The 15547-nt window shown below is 39.1% G+C and carries 16 protein-coding genes; 2 read left to right on the plus strand and 14 right to left on the minus strand.

Features of this window, described 5'->3' with window-relative positions:
• The 12 genes from NY607_RS10280 to NY607_RS10335 all read right to left on the minus strand — a co-directional run bounded on the left by NY607_RS10280 (position 1) and on the right by NY607_RS10335 (position 11433).
• Positions 1–1398 carry a sensor histidine kinase gene (locus tag NY607_RS10280; protein WP_259419631.1) on the minus strand — a complete coding sequence of 466 codons (1398 nt, stop codon included), beginning with the start codon at positions 1396–1398 and terminating at the stop codon, positions 1–3.
• On the minus strand, positions 1395–2069 hold the full coding sequence (locus NY607_RS10285) for a response regulator transcription factor (protein WP_131521471.1): 675 nt from the start codon (positions 2067–2069) through the stop codon (positions 1395–1397). Before NY607_RS10285 ends, NY607_RS10280 begins: the two co-directional genes overlap by 4 nt.
• A gap of 141 nt (positions 2070–2210) precedes the next feature.
• Positions 2211–2999: a lipid II flippase Amj family protein gene (locus NY607_RS10290; RefSeq protein WP_310794746.1), complete on the minus strand. Its 789-nt coding sequence runs from the start codon at positions 2997–2999 to the stop codon at positions 2211–2213.
• Positions 3000–3563: 564 nt separating this feature from the next.
• Positions 3564–4055 (minus strand): kinase, encoded by a 492-nt coding sequence (locus NY607_RS10295; RefSeq protein ID WP_237898163.1) that lies wholly within the window; start codon positions 4053–4055, stop codon positions 3564–3566.
• 16 nt (positions 4056–4071) lie between these two features.
• Positions 4072–5340, minus strand: coding sequence for an MFS transporter (locus NY607_RS10300; RefSeq protein ID WP_259419633.1), 1269 nt, complete (start codon positions 5338–5340; stop codon positions 4072–4074).
• 153 nt (positions 5341–5493) lie between these two features.
• Positions 5494–6681, minus strand: a complete 1188-nt coding sequence (locus tag NY607_RS10305; protein WP_036077291.1) for an MFS transporter — start codon at positions 6679–6681, stop codon at positions 5494–5496.
• Positions 6682–6901: 220 nt separating this feature from the next.
• Positions 6902–7771: a metal ABC transporter permease gene (locus tag NY607_RS10310; protein ID WP_048392426.1), complete on the minus strand. Its 870-nt coding sequence runs from the start codon at positions 7769–7771 to the stop codon at positions 6902–6904.
• Positions 7768–8640: a metal ABC transporter permease gene (locus tag NY607_RS10315; RefSeq protein ID WP_131521473.1), complete on the minus strand. Its 873-nt coding sequence runs from the start codon at positions 8638–8640 to the stop codon at positions 7768–7770. Before NY607_RS10315 ends, NY607_RS10310 begins: the two co-directional genes overlap by 4 nt.
• 11 nt (positions 8641–8651) lie before the next feature.
• Positions 8652–9380, minus strand: a complete 729-nt coding sequence (locus NY607_RS10320) for a metal ABC transporter ATP-binding protein (protein ID WP_048392425.1) — start codon at positions 9378–9380, stop codon at positions 8652–8654.
• Between the two features lie 9 nt (positions 9381–9389).
• Positions 9390–10304 carry a metal ABC transporter solute-binding protein, Zn/Mn family gene (locus NY607_RS10325; protein ID WP_259419635.1) on the minus strand — a complete coding sequence of 305 codons (915 nt, stop codon included), beginning with the start codon at positions 10302–10304 and terminating at the stop codon, positions 9390–9392.
• A gap of 152 nt (positions 10305–10456) precedes the next feature.
• A complete protein-coding gene (locus tag NY607_RS10330; protein WP_004230657.1) occupies positions 10457–10618 on the minus strand; it encodes a hypothetical protein in 162 nt (53 codons plus the stop codon).
• A 206-nt stretch (positions 10619–10824) separates the two neighbouring features.
• Complete coding sequence (locus NY607_RS10335; RefSeq protein ID WP_066037768.1) at positions 10825–11433, minus strand: TetR/AcrR family transcriptional regulator; 609 nt, start codon at positions 11431–11433, stop codon at positions 10825–10827.
• A 160-nt stretch (positions 11434–11593) separates the two neighbouring features.
• On the opposite strand from NY607_RS10335, the gene NY607_RS10340 reads away from it, so the two are divergent.
• Together NY607_RS10340 and NY607_RS10345 are read left to right on the plus strand one after the other, a co-directional pair.
• The gene (locus NY607_RS10340) at positions 11594–12331 is read left to right on the plus strand and encodes an SDR family NAD(P)-dependent oxidoreductase (protein WP_016991666.1); all 738 of its coding nucleotides are present in this window, start codon (positions 11594–11596) and stop codon (positions 12329–12331) included.
• Positions 12332–12456: 125 nt separating this feature from the next.
• Positions 12457–13485: an S-layer homology domain-containing protein gene (locus NY607_RS10345; RefSeq protein WP_066037769.1), complete on the plus strand. Its 1029-nt coding sequence runs from the start codon at positions 12457–12459 to the stop codon at positions 13483–13485.
• A 22-nt stretch (positions 13486–13507) separates the two neighbouring features.
• On the opposite strand, the gene NY607_RS10350 is transcribed toward NY607_RS10345, so the two are convergent.
• Complete coding sequence (locus NY607_RS10350) at positions 13508–14407, minus strand: LysR family transcriptional regulator (RefSeq protein WP_259419695.1); 900 nt, start codon at positions 14405–14407, stop codon at positions 13508–13510.
• A 262-nt stretch (positions 14408–14669) separates the two neighbouring features.
• Positions 14670–15209 carry a flavodoxin family protein gene (locus NY607_RS10355; RefSeq protein ID WP_237898170.1) on the minus strand — a complete coding sequence of 180 codons (540 nt, stop codon included), beginning with the start codon at positions 15207–15209 and terminating at the stop codon, positions 14670–14672.
• Positions 15210–15547 lie beyond the last annotated feature (338 nt).

The raw sequence follows: 15547 nt of genomic DNA on the forward strand, positions 1-15547 counted from the left end.
TTACGACATCTCTATAGGAGTCGTAACATGCTCTCTTTCATTTAAGGTAATAGGTAATGTGACAATGATTGTCGTTCCATGCCCAAGCTCACTCTCGACTTCAATTTCTCCTCGATGTAGTAAAACGATTTGCTTTACGATAGCAAGCCCCATTCCACTGCCTTCATACTTGTGACTATGGGAACGATCGGCCTTGAAAAACCGTTCGAATATACGTTGCTGATCCTCTAAAGAAATCCCAATGCCTCTATCCGTTATTCGGACTATCACATGATTTGCACTTTGCTTCATGCTGATCTCAATCGTCTCATTAGGACTTGAAAATTTAATACTATTCGTAAGAATATTTGCCCATACCTGATGTAATTGATCGTAATCAGCCATGAGGCGAACAGCCTTCAACTGGAGCTCAAAATCAATATTGCGAGAGGACCATTGAGGCTGGAGGGAGACAATGACACGTCTAATTTGTTCATCTAGACTGAACGTATCGAGATGTATTGGCTGTGTCTTTGATTCTAGTAAGCTCAGCTTTAAAAGGCTATCACTCATCTTAGACATTCGATTGGCCTCCGAAATGATGATATCAAGATAACGGTTTTTCTCGTCATCCGTTACATCAACTTGTTTCAGTGCTAATGCGTAACCAGAAATGGAGGTAAGTGGAGACTGCACCTCATGGGACACATTCGATACAAAATCTCTCCTCATTTGCTCTAGCTGCTGTAACTCCTCCGCCATATCTTCAAAGCTTTTAGCCAACGTACCTAACTCCCCTGATTGCTTAATATTTAATTCGACATTGAAATCACCACCAGCAATATGTTTAGTGGCTTGTGTTAGTTTTTTGATGGGCTTGACTAAAAACATCGCTGCAACTAAAAACACAACGCTTCCTATTACTAAGGCATAAGTAGCAAAATTCAGAATCAACTTGATGGAAAAGGAGGTTGAAGGTAAAGCAATCGTTTGGATAAACATCGCTCTTGTTCCCATTTCAGTTGTTAGAGGTATGCCGACAAGTATGGATGAAATACCACTTGGAATTACTTGAATGACCTCTCCATCCAGTACAGCTTGTACTTGTTCCATTGTTACAGGGGCTAACTCATTGCCATGAAGCTTTCCGTAAGCCATAAACTGCCCTGTTTCTTCATAAATGCGAACATGATAGGATTCAAGCTGATGCATATCGCGTATAAAACGATCGGCTTCATGATATGGCAATGTGTCAAAAATTTGTACCATGTCTTGTCCAAAATTTAGTAAGGGAATTTGCAAGTTTTCATTTAATTTATCTTTAAATACCCATGTTGCCATGAAAAAAGAGATAACAGTCCCCCCAATGACAGCAACTAGAAAGATTAAAACGACGCGAGTATATAAAGATTTAATCATTCCTCAACCTCAAGCCTATAGCCCAGACCCCTTATTGTGTCGATATGAAAATCAGTGATGGTGTTGAAGCGCTCACGCAGGCGCTTAATATGTACATCGATGGTTCGATTATCTCCCGCATAATCAATCCCCCAAATTTGATCGATCAGTTGTTCTCTTGTATAGACTTGTCCAGGTGTTTCGGCAAGCTTATATAATAATTCAAATTCCTTGAGCGGTAGTGAAATAACATCTTTTCCTCTCATAATTTTATAGGTCTGACGGTCCAGCGTGATTTGACCAAGTTGAATGGTCTGCGAATGGCCAATCCTGTAGCGCTTCAAAAGTGCCTTTACACGTACAGTTAGCTCTAACGGATCAAATGGCTTTGTTAAATAATCATCCGTTCCAAGCTCAAAGCCCTTCACTTTTTCCCATGTTTCCCCTCTTGCAGTCAGCATCAGTAGAGGAAGATCCGTATTCATTTTGCGGAGCTCCTTACATAGTGTCCAGCCATCCATTGTTGGCATCATAATATCCAGTACAACAAGATCAATAGATGTTGAGCCGTAGATGGCTAATGCTTCTTTACCATCCCCTGCCTCCATTGTAGTGAACCCGTCTTTGCGCAGAAAAAGGCAAACAAGTTCACGAATGTTCGCATCATCATCCGCAACAAGTATCGTCGGCATACATCCGTTCCCCTCTTTTCGAATCTATTATTCACCCACATTATACTATATAATTTCTTTATTTCTCCCCTACCACACCTCACGATTAATTGCTGTGGCCTAAAAAACCACTTCCTAAAAATAGAAAGGAAGTGGTTCTAATCAAGCAATTAACTTTGCAAACCATGCAACGTAATGAGCACCTGGAATCAATAATAACTGTGCCACAATGGTTCCTAAAAATCTGGAGAACATCATCATAACAGACATTCTTTTCAGGTCTAGATAGCTTCCTCTCTTATTGATCACATCATCTGCTAGAATGGATATTTTCGGGTCAATGAATAGGATTAATAGTATTGTTGCAATGCCATTAATTAATCCAGATGCCATAACAGCAGTAGTCTTTAATTCTGGTACTAATAATGTGGCATACAATGCAGATAAAACGCCAATCGTATAGATAGCTGTAATAACAATATTGATGACAAATAATTTAATCGGGATATCCTGTAAACGAATACCTTTTAAATAACTAAAATTGGGTGTATGAATATGCTTCATCCCCCGTCTTACATAGTCAAATGTAAAGCCCTTTTTCAATAAAGCCGGGATTGAGCCTCTTTCCTCAGCCAAATGAACGATAGCTCTTGAAAAAATGGCTACAAAGGTGGGGATAAGTAAGATTCCTACGATTGTTCCAAGCGAAGCCGCTCCAATAATTAGTCGAAATTGATGTTCTACAAATGCCATGGCATTATCCGTAGGTGCTGTATCAACAAGGCTCCCTGTGAATGGTTGTTGCATCATATTTGCTAACCTCGACACCATGACCATTACATTAAAAAGAGATAAAGCCGAAGCTAGTAATTTGACACGTGCTCCTGATAAACGAACTGCATATGCAAGCGTTTCAATCGCATGAATGATTAAAATAAATAAAGCAATCATGATTAATTTTTCTGTTATTAAATCCACATATGTACCTACTCTTTGCTTTCTAACGATTTAATATTGTAACGCTTATTCAATAAAATAGTTCCAATTGAAAAAATGTGCTGTCCACGCCATAAAAGGTAATTATAAAAGGCGAGAGGTTGATTTCCGTTCCGCCAGCGTACTTTCTAAGGGGTCGTCCGATTAGCCGCTTCACTCACTTGCGTTCGCTCCAGGGTCTCATCTGTGACGCTAAATCCCCAAGGAGTAACGCTGGCTCCTCTCCAATCAACCATTCTACAAAAGTGTCTTTTCCTCTTTCATACTGGCAGTAGTGATGAGTGACTACCCTCGCCATAAAGAGTAGTGAACACCTTTGTTTTATTTGAAAATTTTTTCTAAAAAAAAGAAACATTTTAACGGGTTGGAGTGGAAGGCTACTTGAATCTTCTTGAATAGCGATACAGGTAACCTCTAAACGGAGCTGTGTTCGCCCAGAGGAAAGCATGTAACCTGCACGGAAATTTTTCAACACTATGAAAAAACTTACCCTACGAAAGGGTAAGTTTTTTGTTACTTCTACAGTTGCTTTACCATTAATTTTAATAAATCATCCTGTGACATCTCTTCCGTCAGCAGCGTTTCACCATCCACCCCAAGATAATCATGCGGATTCCACCAAGCACGTAAAGAATCTTCTCCGAAGTCATTTTTTTTGGAGCTAGAATGATGACGAATAACGGTTTCCTCAAAAGATAAATCAAAATAATAAGTATTGGCCTTCTGATCATAGAAGTGGATTAAATCTTTTAACATAGCTCCATAACGACTGGCATATAATATTCCTTCTACAATGACAACTTCACAACGACCTTTACCATACTCTGCGATTTGACGAATTAATTCAATAGAAAGATTGCCTTCTCGATCATGCACCTTTAACATATCACGTCGGACAACATCTTGCGCAATCAAAAGTGTACCATGTCCCAGATGATGCTGAAGTTTCTTTGCAACTGTCGTTTTCCCACTACCTGAATTTCCTCGGATAATAATTAGCTTAGATGCCAATTTCCCCTTCTCCTTTTTAAGCTGCTCTCCTAGACCAAATGACAACAGGAATCAATACTAACGACAATAGCCCTCCTGCTAAGGACAACACTGCATAGCTTGAATTCGCCACTACCATACCTGATAGTGCACCACCTGATGCCCCTGCCAATGCCACAAAAACATCCATCTTCCCCTGTGTTTTTGCACGGGTAGAAGGCTCCGTCGCATCAACAATTTGAGCAGTTCCACTAATTAAGCCAAAGTTCCAACCTAATCCCAGTAAAGAAAGTGCCACAATGAGTAACACCATGGAATCGCTTGGTGCAAATGCAGCCACTACGCCAGCGAGTAGTAACGTAATACCTGAAGCTATACTCATTGCTGTACGTCCGATTTTATCAACAAGAATACCTGTGACAAGTGATGGCAGATACATAGCACCTACATGAAACCCTATCACAATACCAACCTCGGCTAATCCATGTCCATGATGTTTCATATGGACAGGTGTCATTGTCATGATGGCCACCATGACAATTTGTGTCAGGACCATAACTGTTGCTCCTACCGCTAGGCCTCTTTTATTGCTAGATATAGGCATGGATGGTGTTTGATTTTCTTTGTTCATTTTTTGCTTATGTGCCTCTATGGCTTTCGCTATTTCTAGCGGGTCAGGACGCAGCATCGTAAACAATACAAGCCCCGCCATAATAAAGGCCAAAGCTGATAATAGAAATGGACCCGCTAAAGCTGGAATACCGATAGACAGTGCTACTTTTCCCATCCATTCTACTAAATTTGGACCTAAAACAGCACCAAACGTGGTCATAAGCATGGTTGTACTAATCGCCGTAGCACGTTGCTTATTATTGGCTAAATCTGTCCCAGCGTAGCGTGCCTGTAAATTAGTTGCCGTACCAGCTCCATAGATTAATAGAGAGGCAAACAATAACACAATACTATTCATTAAAGTAGCTAGGACTACACCTATTGCACCAAGTCCACCCACTATAAAACCTGATGATAAGCCTATGCGGCGACCATAACGTTGAGATAGTTTTCCTACAATGAAAGCCGCACCCGCAGAGCCTAACGTAAATAATGCAGAGGGTACACCCGCATAGGCATCCGTTCCAAGCATTTGTTGTGCCAGTAGAGCGCCTACCGTTATACCCGCCGCAAGTCCAGCTCCCCCAAAAATTTGGGATAAACTAACAACTATCAGTACACGCCTATATAGGTTTTTTAGTTTTTCTGGTGACTCAATATAGGACGCAATTGACTCTTGAGATTTTTCAACCATTTTTCAACCTTCTTTCTCTATGTATATCAAATAAGATTACTTGAATTAATGAAGAAGGAACCGTCTCCATCTAGACAGTTCCTTTCCTATGCTACCACCTTTTTATACCTCTATCGTATGCCCCAATTGGTGTCATGCATAAAGGACATGATATTAATGTGCATGCATAACGACATTCTTTTTCTTAGCGTAAAATAAGAAAGTAGTGGTTAAACTTAAGCTTATGATTCCGAAAACAAGTCCCATACCACTTAAACCAATTAAATCTAGCATCATACCTGTCGATAAAAGCACGATTTGAAAGACGACGGAATCAATCATGTTGCGGAATGAGAAAAAGCGTCCATGAAACTGTTTGGGTACTTGTTTTTGGAAAATTACCATTGTCGTTGGGAAAAAACAGCCAACTGAAAAGCCAAAAACGCCAAATGCCACTAAAGCGAAAAATGGAATATCTGCCAGTAATAATAGGAGCTCCATTGAGCCGATAATAAAGGCCAATGAAAAAAGCAGTGTACCCATTTGTACACGGTCAGCAATCATTTTCAAACCAGCTGCACCAAGCATAAATCCGATACCTTCCACCGTATACAATAATCCTGAAATTGTGGTAGATTGATGAATTTCAGATATTTTCATAATCACTAAATTAAAAGAGCCTAAAAATAATGTAGGAATTAACATTAAGACAAGCGTCATCAAGACGACTGGATGCTCTTTCACCATCGGTAACACTTCTTTAAAATTCCCTTTTTCTTTGTTTGTCATCGTTTCCGTAGATGCTTCATCCAATTGCAATAAACTAGTAATGACAAACATGCCTAAATAGACAATAAATGAAATAATATATAACCATTTTAACTCAAAAAAACTGAGCATAAACCCGGCAGCGGCTGTACCGATGATCCTTGAAATGGTTCTCGCATTCATTTGCCAAGCATTTAATGTAATTAAATCCTGTTCCTTCGCAATCATGGGAATAATAGATTGCAAGGCAGGCATATAAAATGCTGCTGCTATTTGCAGCGTGATTAAAAATAGAATCATCCAAATGACCGAATTAGTATAAAGTGCGATAAACATAAATAAAACACTGATGATGCGTCCGATACTCGCCATCTGGACAACCGTTTTTTTCTTCGATTGGTCAATGATACGTCCTGCCATTGGACCAACAACTAAGCCTGCTAAAATACCACAAGAAATAATTAATGATTTGTGAAAGTCAGAAGGTACTACCTCTTGCATAAAGGCTAAATTGCCAATAATGCCAGCCCATAAGCCGAGACCTACGACAAATTCACCTAATAAAATAATCCATACGTTTCGATTTCTCCACATGCTGTTCTCCTTGTTGCTATCATAAAATTTATCGTAACAAAATTTTAAATATTCGTACATAAAAATATAGAAAAATTTGCTAGATGCTACTATTCTTTCTCTTTCTAGTTTATCTTAACGAGTATACTATTTTTCCTAGAAGGAGTACTCATTCAAAAGTTTGAACTTGTCCTCAAAAGAAAAAACATCGTTTGATGGGCGTATCAAACGACGTTTTTCATTAAGAAGTTTCTAGTTTATGAACAAGTACTTTTTTTCTACGCTCAACGATTTTTTGACAAATGAATGTCACGATAAAAATGAAGCCGACTGTTGTTGCCATCATACCTGCTATAGAGGTATCCCAAAATTTCGCTAAATAATAGCCAATGACGGAAGCAGCAGCTCCAAAGAGCATACTATAGACGAACATTTGCTTAATCGTCTTGCTGATTAAATAGGAGGTAGCAGCTGGCCCAATCAACATGGCAACCACTAAAATGGCCCCTACACTATCAAAAGCTGCCACTGTTGTAAACGAAATCGATGTCATAAAGCCATAATGAAGAAAGACAACGGGAATGCCGATGGTTGCTGCATACACAGGGTCAAACGTCGCAAGCTTCATTTCTTTAAAGAATAGGAGTAGGAACGCAATATTAATGACGAGGACGAGTAAGAGCATCCATACTGCCTTAGGCATTGCCAGCCCAAGCAATGTCCATTTATCCCAAGGAACAAAAGCAATTTCTCCCATTAAAACATGCTCAACATCTAAGTGCACATTGCCTGCAAATAAGGTGATAAGGAGAACACCTGCTGCAAACAGAGATGTAAACACTACGCCTATCGCTGCGTCTTCTTGAATACCAGAAGAATGTAATAATTGCACAAGATAGGCTGTTAAAATCCCTGCAAACGCAGCACCTACCAACATCCAAAAACCATTCAACGTTTGGGTAATAAGGTAAGCCATCACGATGCCAAAGAGCACTGTATGACTGATGGCATCTGCAATCATGGACATTCTACGCAAGATGAGGAAGACACCTGCAATTCCACAAGTTACCCCAACTAACAGTCCCGTGAATACAACCCAAAATTCGATCATCCTACACCACCCTGCTTTCGAAATTGCATTTTCCTACGATATTTACTAATTTGACCAGTTGGACTTATAAAATACGATAGAAAGAATATACCTGCTGCCACTAAGACAATTATAGGACCCGTCGATAACCCTGTTCGAATCGCACTAATAAAGGTTCCTGTTATGCCAGCGATACCTCCAATCGCAGCACTTAAAATGAGCATAGTGCTCAATTTTTTTGTCCATAACTTGGCACTGGCAGCAGGAATAATTAATAAAGCTGACATTAAAATAACGCCAACAGCTTGTATACCTGTAACAATTGTCATGACAATTAAAACCGTTAATGTTGCCTTTAAAGCCTCAATTGGTAAGCCAATCCCTTTTGCATAAACAGGATCAAAGATCAGTAGCTTCCATTCCTTATAAAGCAAGAGACTAACCACAATAATGATGGTTGCACTAATAAAGAGCCACATTAAATCTGCCTTGGTCATCGTCGCTGCTTTACCGAAAATAAAATTATTCAGACCACTCTGATTCCCCAGTGGGCTACGGTTAACCACTGTTAAAAATACAACACCAACACCAAAAAATACGGTGAGGACTAATCCAATGGCAGCGTCAGCCTTCATTTTTGAAAATGACACAATCCATTGAATACAATACACAGATAATGCAGATGTAATGCCCGCTCCTAGCATTAAAATTGGCAATTCCTTTTGACCTGTTAGCAGGAACGCAAGGGCAATACCTGGTAATGCTGCATGCGCAGCAGCATCCCCAACTAGACTTTGTTTCTGTAAGAAGGAGAATGTGCCTGTGATGCCTGCTGCAATGCCAAGTAACATCGTTCCACTCAGTACCCACAATAAGTTACCGCTTAACATTATGTCCCTCCTTACACATGCTGCATCATGAAAAGTTTACCACCATATGTTTTTTGTAATTGCTCTGGTGTAAAAACATCTTCCGTTGCGCCTGATGCTAAAATCGTTTTGTTTAATAGAATCGTATAGTCAAAGTATTCTTTGACGGTTTGAAGATCGTGATGCACAACAAAAATACTTTTTCCCTGTGCCTTTAAATCCTTTAGAATATCAATAATCGTTTTTTCTGTCGCAGCATCTACTCCTGCAAATGGTTCATCTAAAAAATATATATCTGCATTTTGTGCAAGGGCTCTAGCTAGGAATACACGTTGTTGCTGGCCTCCTGAAAGCTGCCCGATGGAACGCTCTGCAAAATCCTGCATCCCAACACTTGCTAAAGCTTGTCGAGCAACAATTTTATCCTGCTTAGACGGTCTTTTAAATAGGCCTGTATGGCCATAACGCCCCATGAGCACCACATCCAACGCATTTGTTGGGAAATCCCAATCCACCGCATTACGCTGAGGTACATAGCCTACGACTAAGCTCTTTGGCTCAAACACCTTCCCTAAAATTTCTACCTTTCCCACTTTATTAGGAAGCTGATTTAAAATGGCCTTTAAAAATGTGGATTTCCCTGCACCATTTGGGCCAATAATGGCAGCTAGATGACCTGTAGGCACTGTTACACAGGCATTTTCTAATACTGTTTTTTTATCATACGCCACTGATAGATTTTCCACTGTTAATGCATACATATTCTTCACCTACTTTAATGCATCGACGATCGTGTCGATGTTATGTTGATACATACCTATATACGTACCTTCTGTTGTTCCTTCAGCTCCCATAGCATCTGAGAATAATTCCCCACCGATGACAATGTCGTGGCCTTTCTCCTTAGCCCCTTCAATAACAGCTTTCATTGCCTTATCGGACACACTGGATTCTATAAAAAGAGCCTTAATCTTATTTTCTACTAAGAAATCAACCATCTCCTGGACATCCTTCACACCATACTCTGAATCCGTACTCAGTCCTTGCAAGCCACGTACTTCAAATCCCTGACTTCTGCCAAAGTAATTGAATGCATCATGAGCCGTTACTAATATTCTTTGTTGCTGTGGTATTTCATTCACACGCTTTTCTGCGTAGCTTTGTAAATCATCCAGCTTTTTCAAGTAAGCTGCTTCATTTGTTTGAAAATCTACTTTAAATTCAGGGTATTCTTCCTGAAGCTGCGTACTGATTGCCTTGACAACACCTTTCCAAAGCTCAACATCAAACCAAATATGTGGATCATGGAGCATGGCATCCGTATCACTGGCAAGCAGTTGCTTTTCATCTAATGTCTCGCCCACTGCCAAGACCGTTTTATCCTTCGCCATTTGTTCAAATATTTCGAGCATTTGTCCTTCTAAATGTAAGCCATTATAAAAAATGACTTCTGCTTTATCCAATTTCGATAAATCACTTTGAGTCGCCTTGTAGAGATGGGGATCTACGCCTGGACCCATCAATGCTGATACCTGTAAATGATCACCACTGATTTCTTTAATCGCATCTGCAATCTGTCCTGTGGTTGCAACCACAATGCCTTCTTTTTCACCCTCTGTTTCTGCTGAACAGCCAAATAATAGAAATGAGAGTGATAATACCACCACACCTAACCATTGTTTCATTTTCCTACCTCAACTTTCTCTTTATTAAGCAATTGTTTGAAAAAAGTGCCTAAACTACGAAGTAACCAATAGGCGGACAAGCCGTAAATTGTTTGTCATGCCCGCCCTAGTCGTATTTAACGCCAATATCCCAACTTTTTCCACGCAATATCTTAATTTATATTCATTTTCCTGATAAGCTGGCGCCAGCTCATCCAGAAAAGGATTAACATCATACCTGCGCCTACTGAATCGGTCAGTTTCCATACGATTGCTAAAATAATTAAAATGGCCATTGGAAGAATCGTCAGCTTGAAATCACCTAAATCTTTCATTCACGCACTCTTCTTTCTTTGGAGATATTTTGTTTCCCTTAGGAAAAATATATGCTTAATACAAAGAAAATTCAACTACTTTATGAAAATTTCTTTAAAAAATTTTTTTTCTTATACAAAAATTAGTTTAGCCCAAACAAAAAAACCCCTAATTCAGACATTAGAGATTCTTTTATAAAAATACATAGATCTATGTTAATATACTTTTATTCTTCTTTTTCTAGCGGCTTTCCTATAAATTCAAATGCATAAATATGTGTTTTTGTTAATTCAATAATATCCTTGATTAAAGCTTCTTCTGATTTTTCATAGCCGCTTGCAATCCATTGCATCATCAATCCATAAAAGCCGTAGGAAGTATAATGCTTGAACATGTTCATGTTGACAGGCTGCTGATTGATCGTCTCAAATTTAAATTGCTCTTGATAAATTTTTGTGATCGTTAAGGGCATACGGGTGTGCAACCCAGGAATCGTATCTTCCACATTCAGCAGCTCGAAAAACAAACGGTGCTTATAAATGTAATGAATAATATTAAAGGATGGTGCTTTCAATTTTGTCGTGTATACCTTTTCTCCATATAGGTAGGGTTCACCTACTGCCACTTCCAGACCATTCAGCATTTGTTCTAGTAAATTCTCTGCTAGTTCAAATTTATCTTGAAAATGCACATAAAAGGTACTACGGTTATAGCCCGCTCGTTCTACAATATCCTTCACTGTAATGGCTTGAAAACCATGTTGTTTCATTAAATCGACAAACGCTTCATAAAAATGACGGCGGGTTCTTTCTTGTCTTTGTGTCCATTTTGGCAATTTTACTTCCCCCTTTTAGACATTTCAGGCACATATGTCTACTAGTTAGATATTTACTACGACATTAATGATTGTTTCCGTTTTCAGGCGTTTTACAATAAAAGTACACCGTGATTTACACAGTGTGCAAGAAAAAAGTTTGTTTAAGGGAGTGTCATGTATGGGGAAATTACAAGATAAAGTCGCAATTATTACAGGTGGTGCTTCTGGTATCGGTGCTGCAACAGCCCAATTATTTGTAGCAGAGGGAGCAAAAGTGGTGCTTGTGGACCTAAACGAGGAAAAAGGCCAAGCATTTGCAGCTGAACTACAGGCAACAGGAGCAGAAGCCATGTTTATCAAAGCAAATGTAACGGATGAACAGGAAGTAGCAGCTATTTATCAAACAACTATTGAGGCATTTGGCAAAGTCGATGTCCTTTTTAATAATGCAGGGATTGGTCGTGTTACGCCAACTGAGGAGCTTCCTTATGCGGAATGGCGTCAAACTGTAAATGTAGACTTAGATGGTGTATTTTTAATGGCGCAGGCTGCCATCAAAGAAATGCTAAAAGCGAATGGTGGTACAATCGTTAATACAGCTTCGATGTATGGTTGGGTTGGCTCGCCAGGATCAGCTGCTTATAATGCAGCAAAAGGAGGCGTGATTAATTTAACACGTTCATTAGCATTAGAATTTGCTACGCGAGGGATTCGTGTCAATGCCCTATGTCCAGGCTTTATTGATACACCAATTATCCCAGAAGAAAGTAAGGAGCCATTACGTCAGATCACACCTATGCAACGACTAGGACAACCAGAGGAAATGGCAAAAGCTGTTTTATTTATGGCATGTGACGATTCAACGTTTATGACAGGGAACACATTAACAGTAGATGGTGGCTACACAGCCCAATAACGACGTTTAAAATAATCGCTACCCGACAAAGGGCAGCGATTATTTTTTCACTAGAAAAATTTGCAGTTTTTATCCATTTCCTGCAAACTATTACTAAAGCGAGCAAGAAAGGATGAAGACAACAAATGAAAAAATTAATAGGTACATTATTATTTTCTATTCTGATTATAGCTAGTGCAGGCAATGTACAAGCTGCTGGCTTTCGAGACGTATCAAAGGATCATTATGCATATGAAGCTATTTTATGGGCAGAAGAATATGATATTGTTAATGGCTTTACAGACGGTACATTTAAACCAAATGCTACCATTACTGAACAGCAATTAGCAAAACTATTAGCCAATTTTTATGAGCTCGAAACACCTATCGACGAATTAAAAAAGCAAACGCCTTCGGCAAACTGGTCGGATGAATTCTATAACCAACTCGCAAGCTATGGGGTGCCTTTAAATGGCTATTTCGACAACCGAATCCGAGCGGCTACTGTGAAGCGTGGTGTAGTGGCACAGGCTATTGCTCATTTAGCTAGCGGTAAGAAGGGCTTAGATCAATCTATTCAATTTTTACTTGATACCTATATTTCTTCAGGGCTAAATCCACAGTATGAAGAGCGCAATTTACAAAAGTTTTATGGCGTGACAAGCAACATGACCCGTGCGCAAGTTGTCACGATGCTCTATCGTATGGACGAACGAAATTATTATGAAATTTCAGCGGATGCACAGGCCATTCATGAGAATGCCAACAACGTATCTTTAAATAATAGGGCAAAAAATGCTCAAAATCAGCTCGACAAATCATTACAGCAGGCTACTCCTAGTAAAAGCGCATGGGAAGGTGTGTATACTTACTACTATAAATGGGGTAAGGGTACAAATGAGTTTAACCGCCGTGATGCTATAATCTCCAATGCCACAAACAAGAGCTTTTCTATTGCTTTAACGGCGAATGATGGCTCCGCTTCAGGTAGTGTAAATGGCACAGCCACAATTACAAGCAATACGAAAGCCCTTATGAATACATCCTCGAATGGCAATCGTTGTGTTGTCGAGTTTGAACGTTTATCTAATAATGCCCTAAAGGTGTCCGAGATTGATTGTCGTGCTGAACGTAATGAAGGCACCAATTTTTCGGGTACCCTCAAGCAGCAATAATTTGTAACAGAGTCTGAATCATTCAGGCTCTTTTTTCATCCTTAAAAGCTTCATAGCTATGTTTGGCGATGCCAATAAAATCTTCGAGACAGGGATGCATATGCTTATCTTTATGCCATGCAATATCTGTATAAATTGGCGCTAAATCAATTGTGGACGGTACTTCCATTAATTGCCCACTTTCCAGCTCCTTCTCTACAACCATTTTAGGTAAAAATGTAATACCTAACCCTGCCATCACACATTGCTTGATTGCTTCAATACTGGCGAATTCAATCATTTGTAAGGGATTGACACCCTCTTGCTGTAGCTGTGCTTCTAAATGATTACGATAGGAGCACCCTGTTTCTGTTAACAACATCGTTTCAGTTGAAATTTGTTGAGCCGATAGAGGCTGACTAATTTCTTTGGGGGCACTCACAAAAACAAGCTGTTCCTGAATCAATCGCTCTCGCTTGAGCATGGCTGTTTCCTGATAAGTGTCCGTTATCAATGCAATATCAAGTTTACCAGCTTGTAATAAATCCTTTGCAATAGCTGTTGTATGCACAGGCTTGAAAATGATTTTCACTTGCGGGTGTGCTTGTTGAAATTGCTGTAAAATACTTGGTAGTCGATAGACACACTGACTTTCCTGTGCCCCTACCTTCAATAGGACTTGCTCCTGCTCGTTGGATATAGCTTTTTTCATTTCACGGTCTAGCTCAAGCATTTTTTTTGCATAATGCTGTAGACGCTTGCCCTCTTCTGTGAGAATAATGCGCTTGCCAAGCCGCTCAAAAAGATGAACACCTAACTCTTGTTCTAATGTTTTTATCTGAGCTGTAATACTCGATTGAGCGTAGTCAAGAAGCTGAGCTGTCTGTGTAAAGCTTAATGTTTCAGCTGCAGTAAAAAACGTTTGAAGCTGCTTAATATCCATCACTTGAACCCCTTCATCTATTTCTTCGATAGTTTTTGTTGAAACATTCATCCTTTTCGATAATAAAATCCAATATACACTAGTTTGTAGCTGAAAGAAAGAGATGGCTGCATTTACCAATAGCGCAAGTAAATATCTAACATCAAAAGAACCTTTCATCATATAAAGAGAAACGAATTTGGAGACTTCTTTCCTCCAAATTCGTTTCATTGTATTGTGCTATAAAAATAGTCAATATCATCTAAAGGCCAATAAGGTCGACTTATTGTAATTCTTTTCTAAGATGATCAGCTGCAGACAATGCTTTTAGATCTTGAAGGATCTCGCCTGGCTTGTTTCCTTCTCCTAGAATATATCCCTCAAAGGTTATCCCAACAAAATCAAAAATATGTTGAAATTGCTGAATCATTGGTAACCCCTTTATATAAGGCTCATCTCCACCAACTGCAATGACATATGCTTTTTTAGAAGACATTAATGCTTTAAAATCAGGATAATTCGGGTCTCTTAAGGTTTGTGACCATCGATCTATAAAGTTCTTCATCGCTCCTGTCATACTATACCAATAAATAGGCGTAGAAAATATAAGAATATCATGTGGAAGAATACGGTCAATGACGGCGTTATAATCATCGCTGACATCAGTGAACCCTTCCGCAGCATGACGCTTATCGATTATTGGCTGAATAACACAGTCCTTTAGATAAATTTCTTCAATTATTAGGCCTTGAGTGGCTAATTTTGTTAAAGTCTCTACATTCCCATTCGGCCGATTGCCACCGTAAATAACTGCTATTGACATTTAGAATTTCCCCGTTTCCTTGAAGTTTTTACTATTGTTCCCGTATACCTATATCTTATTATGAATTTACAATTCGATAAAGATGATTATTTCGATAAAATCAATCGAAAAAAATGATTTTAAAGGGGTTGCTCTTTTGCAAAATGGATAAAGATAGAAACATTTTTTTGCTGTATTGAGCTTCTATACCCTATTCTGTATTAAATATCTTGAGAAAAATCAAAATGTCTCTTTAGTTTTTAAGAAACGAGGATAGTGTAAAAGAGAAACATGAATACTGTGAATGATAGTGATTGAGATATGCTAAAGTTAACAAAGTATTGCATTAATCCAAGCAT

It is taken from the genome of Lysinibacillus sp. A4 (genome assembly GCF_024919535.1).
In the GTDB taxonomy this organism is placed as follows: domain Bacteria; phylum Bacillota; class Bacilli; order Bacillales_A; family Planococcaceae; genus Lysinibacillus; species Lysinibacillus capsici.

Coding starts and splice junctions, on each gene's coding strand:
- NY607_RS10280 (WP_259419631.1), bottom strand. CDS start 1,398: ATGATTAAATCTTTATATACTCGCGTCGTTTTAATCTTTCTAGTTGCT.
- NY607_RS10285 (WP_131521471.1), bottom strand. CDS start 2,069: ATGCCGACGATACTTGTTGCGGATGATGATGCGAACATTCGTGAACTT.
- NY607_RS10290 (WP_310794746.1), bottom strand. CDS start 2,999: ATGATTGCTTTATTTATTTTAATCATTCATGCGATTGAAACGCTTGCA.
- NY607_RS10300 (WP_259419633.1), bottom strand. CDS start 5,340: ATGGTTGAAAAATCTCAAGAGTCAATTGCGTCCTATATTGAGTCACCA.
- NY607_RS10305 (WP_036077291.1), bottom strand. CDS start 6,681: ATGTGGAGAAATCGAAACGTATGGATTATTTTATTAGGTGAATTTGTC.
- NY607_RS10310 (WP_048392426.1), bottom strand. CDS start 7,771: ATGATCGAATTTTGGGTTGTATTCACGGGACTGTTAGTTGGGGTAACT.
- NY607_RS10315 (WP_131521473.1), bottom strand. CDS start 8,640: ATGTTAAGCGGTAACTTATTGTGGGTACTGAGTGGAACGATGTTACTT.
- NY607_RS10320 (WP_048392425.1), bottom strand. CDS start 9,380: ATGTATGCATTAACAGTGGAAAATCTATCAGTGGCGTATGATAAAAAA.
- NY607_RS10325 (WP_259419635.1), bottom strand. CDS start 10,304: ATGAAACAATGGTTAGGTGTGGTGGTATTATCACTCTCATTTCTATTA.
- NY607_RS10330 (WP_004230657.1), bottom strand. CDS start 10,618: ATGAAAGATTTAGGTGATTTCAAGCTGACGATTCTTCCAATGGCCATT.
- NY607_RS10340 (WP_016991666.1), top strand. CDS start 11,594: ATGGGGAAATTACAAGATAAAGTCGCAATTATTACAGGTGGTGCTTCT.
- NY607_RS10345 (WP_066037769.1), top strand. CDS start 12,457: ATGAAAAAATTAATAGGTACATTATTATTTTCTATTCTGATTATAGCT.
- NY607_RS10350 (WP_259419695.1), bottom strand. CDS start 14,407: ATGGATATTAAGCAGCTTCAAACGTTTTTTACTGCAGCTGAAACATTA.
- NY607_RS10355 (WP_237898170.1), bottom strand. CDS start 15,209: ATGTCAATAGCAGTTATTTACGGTGGCAATCGGCCGAATGGGAATGTA.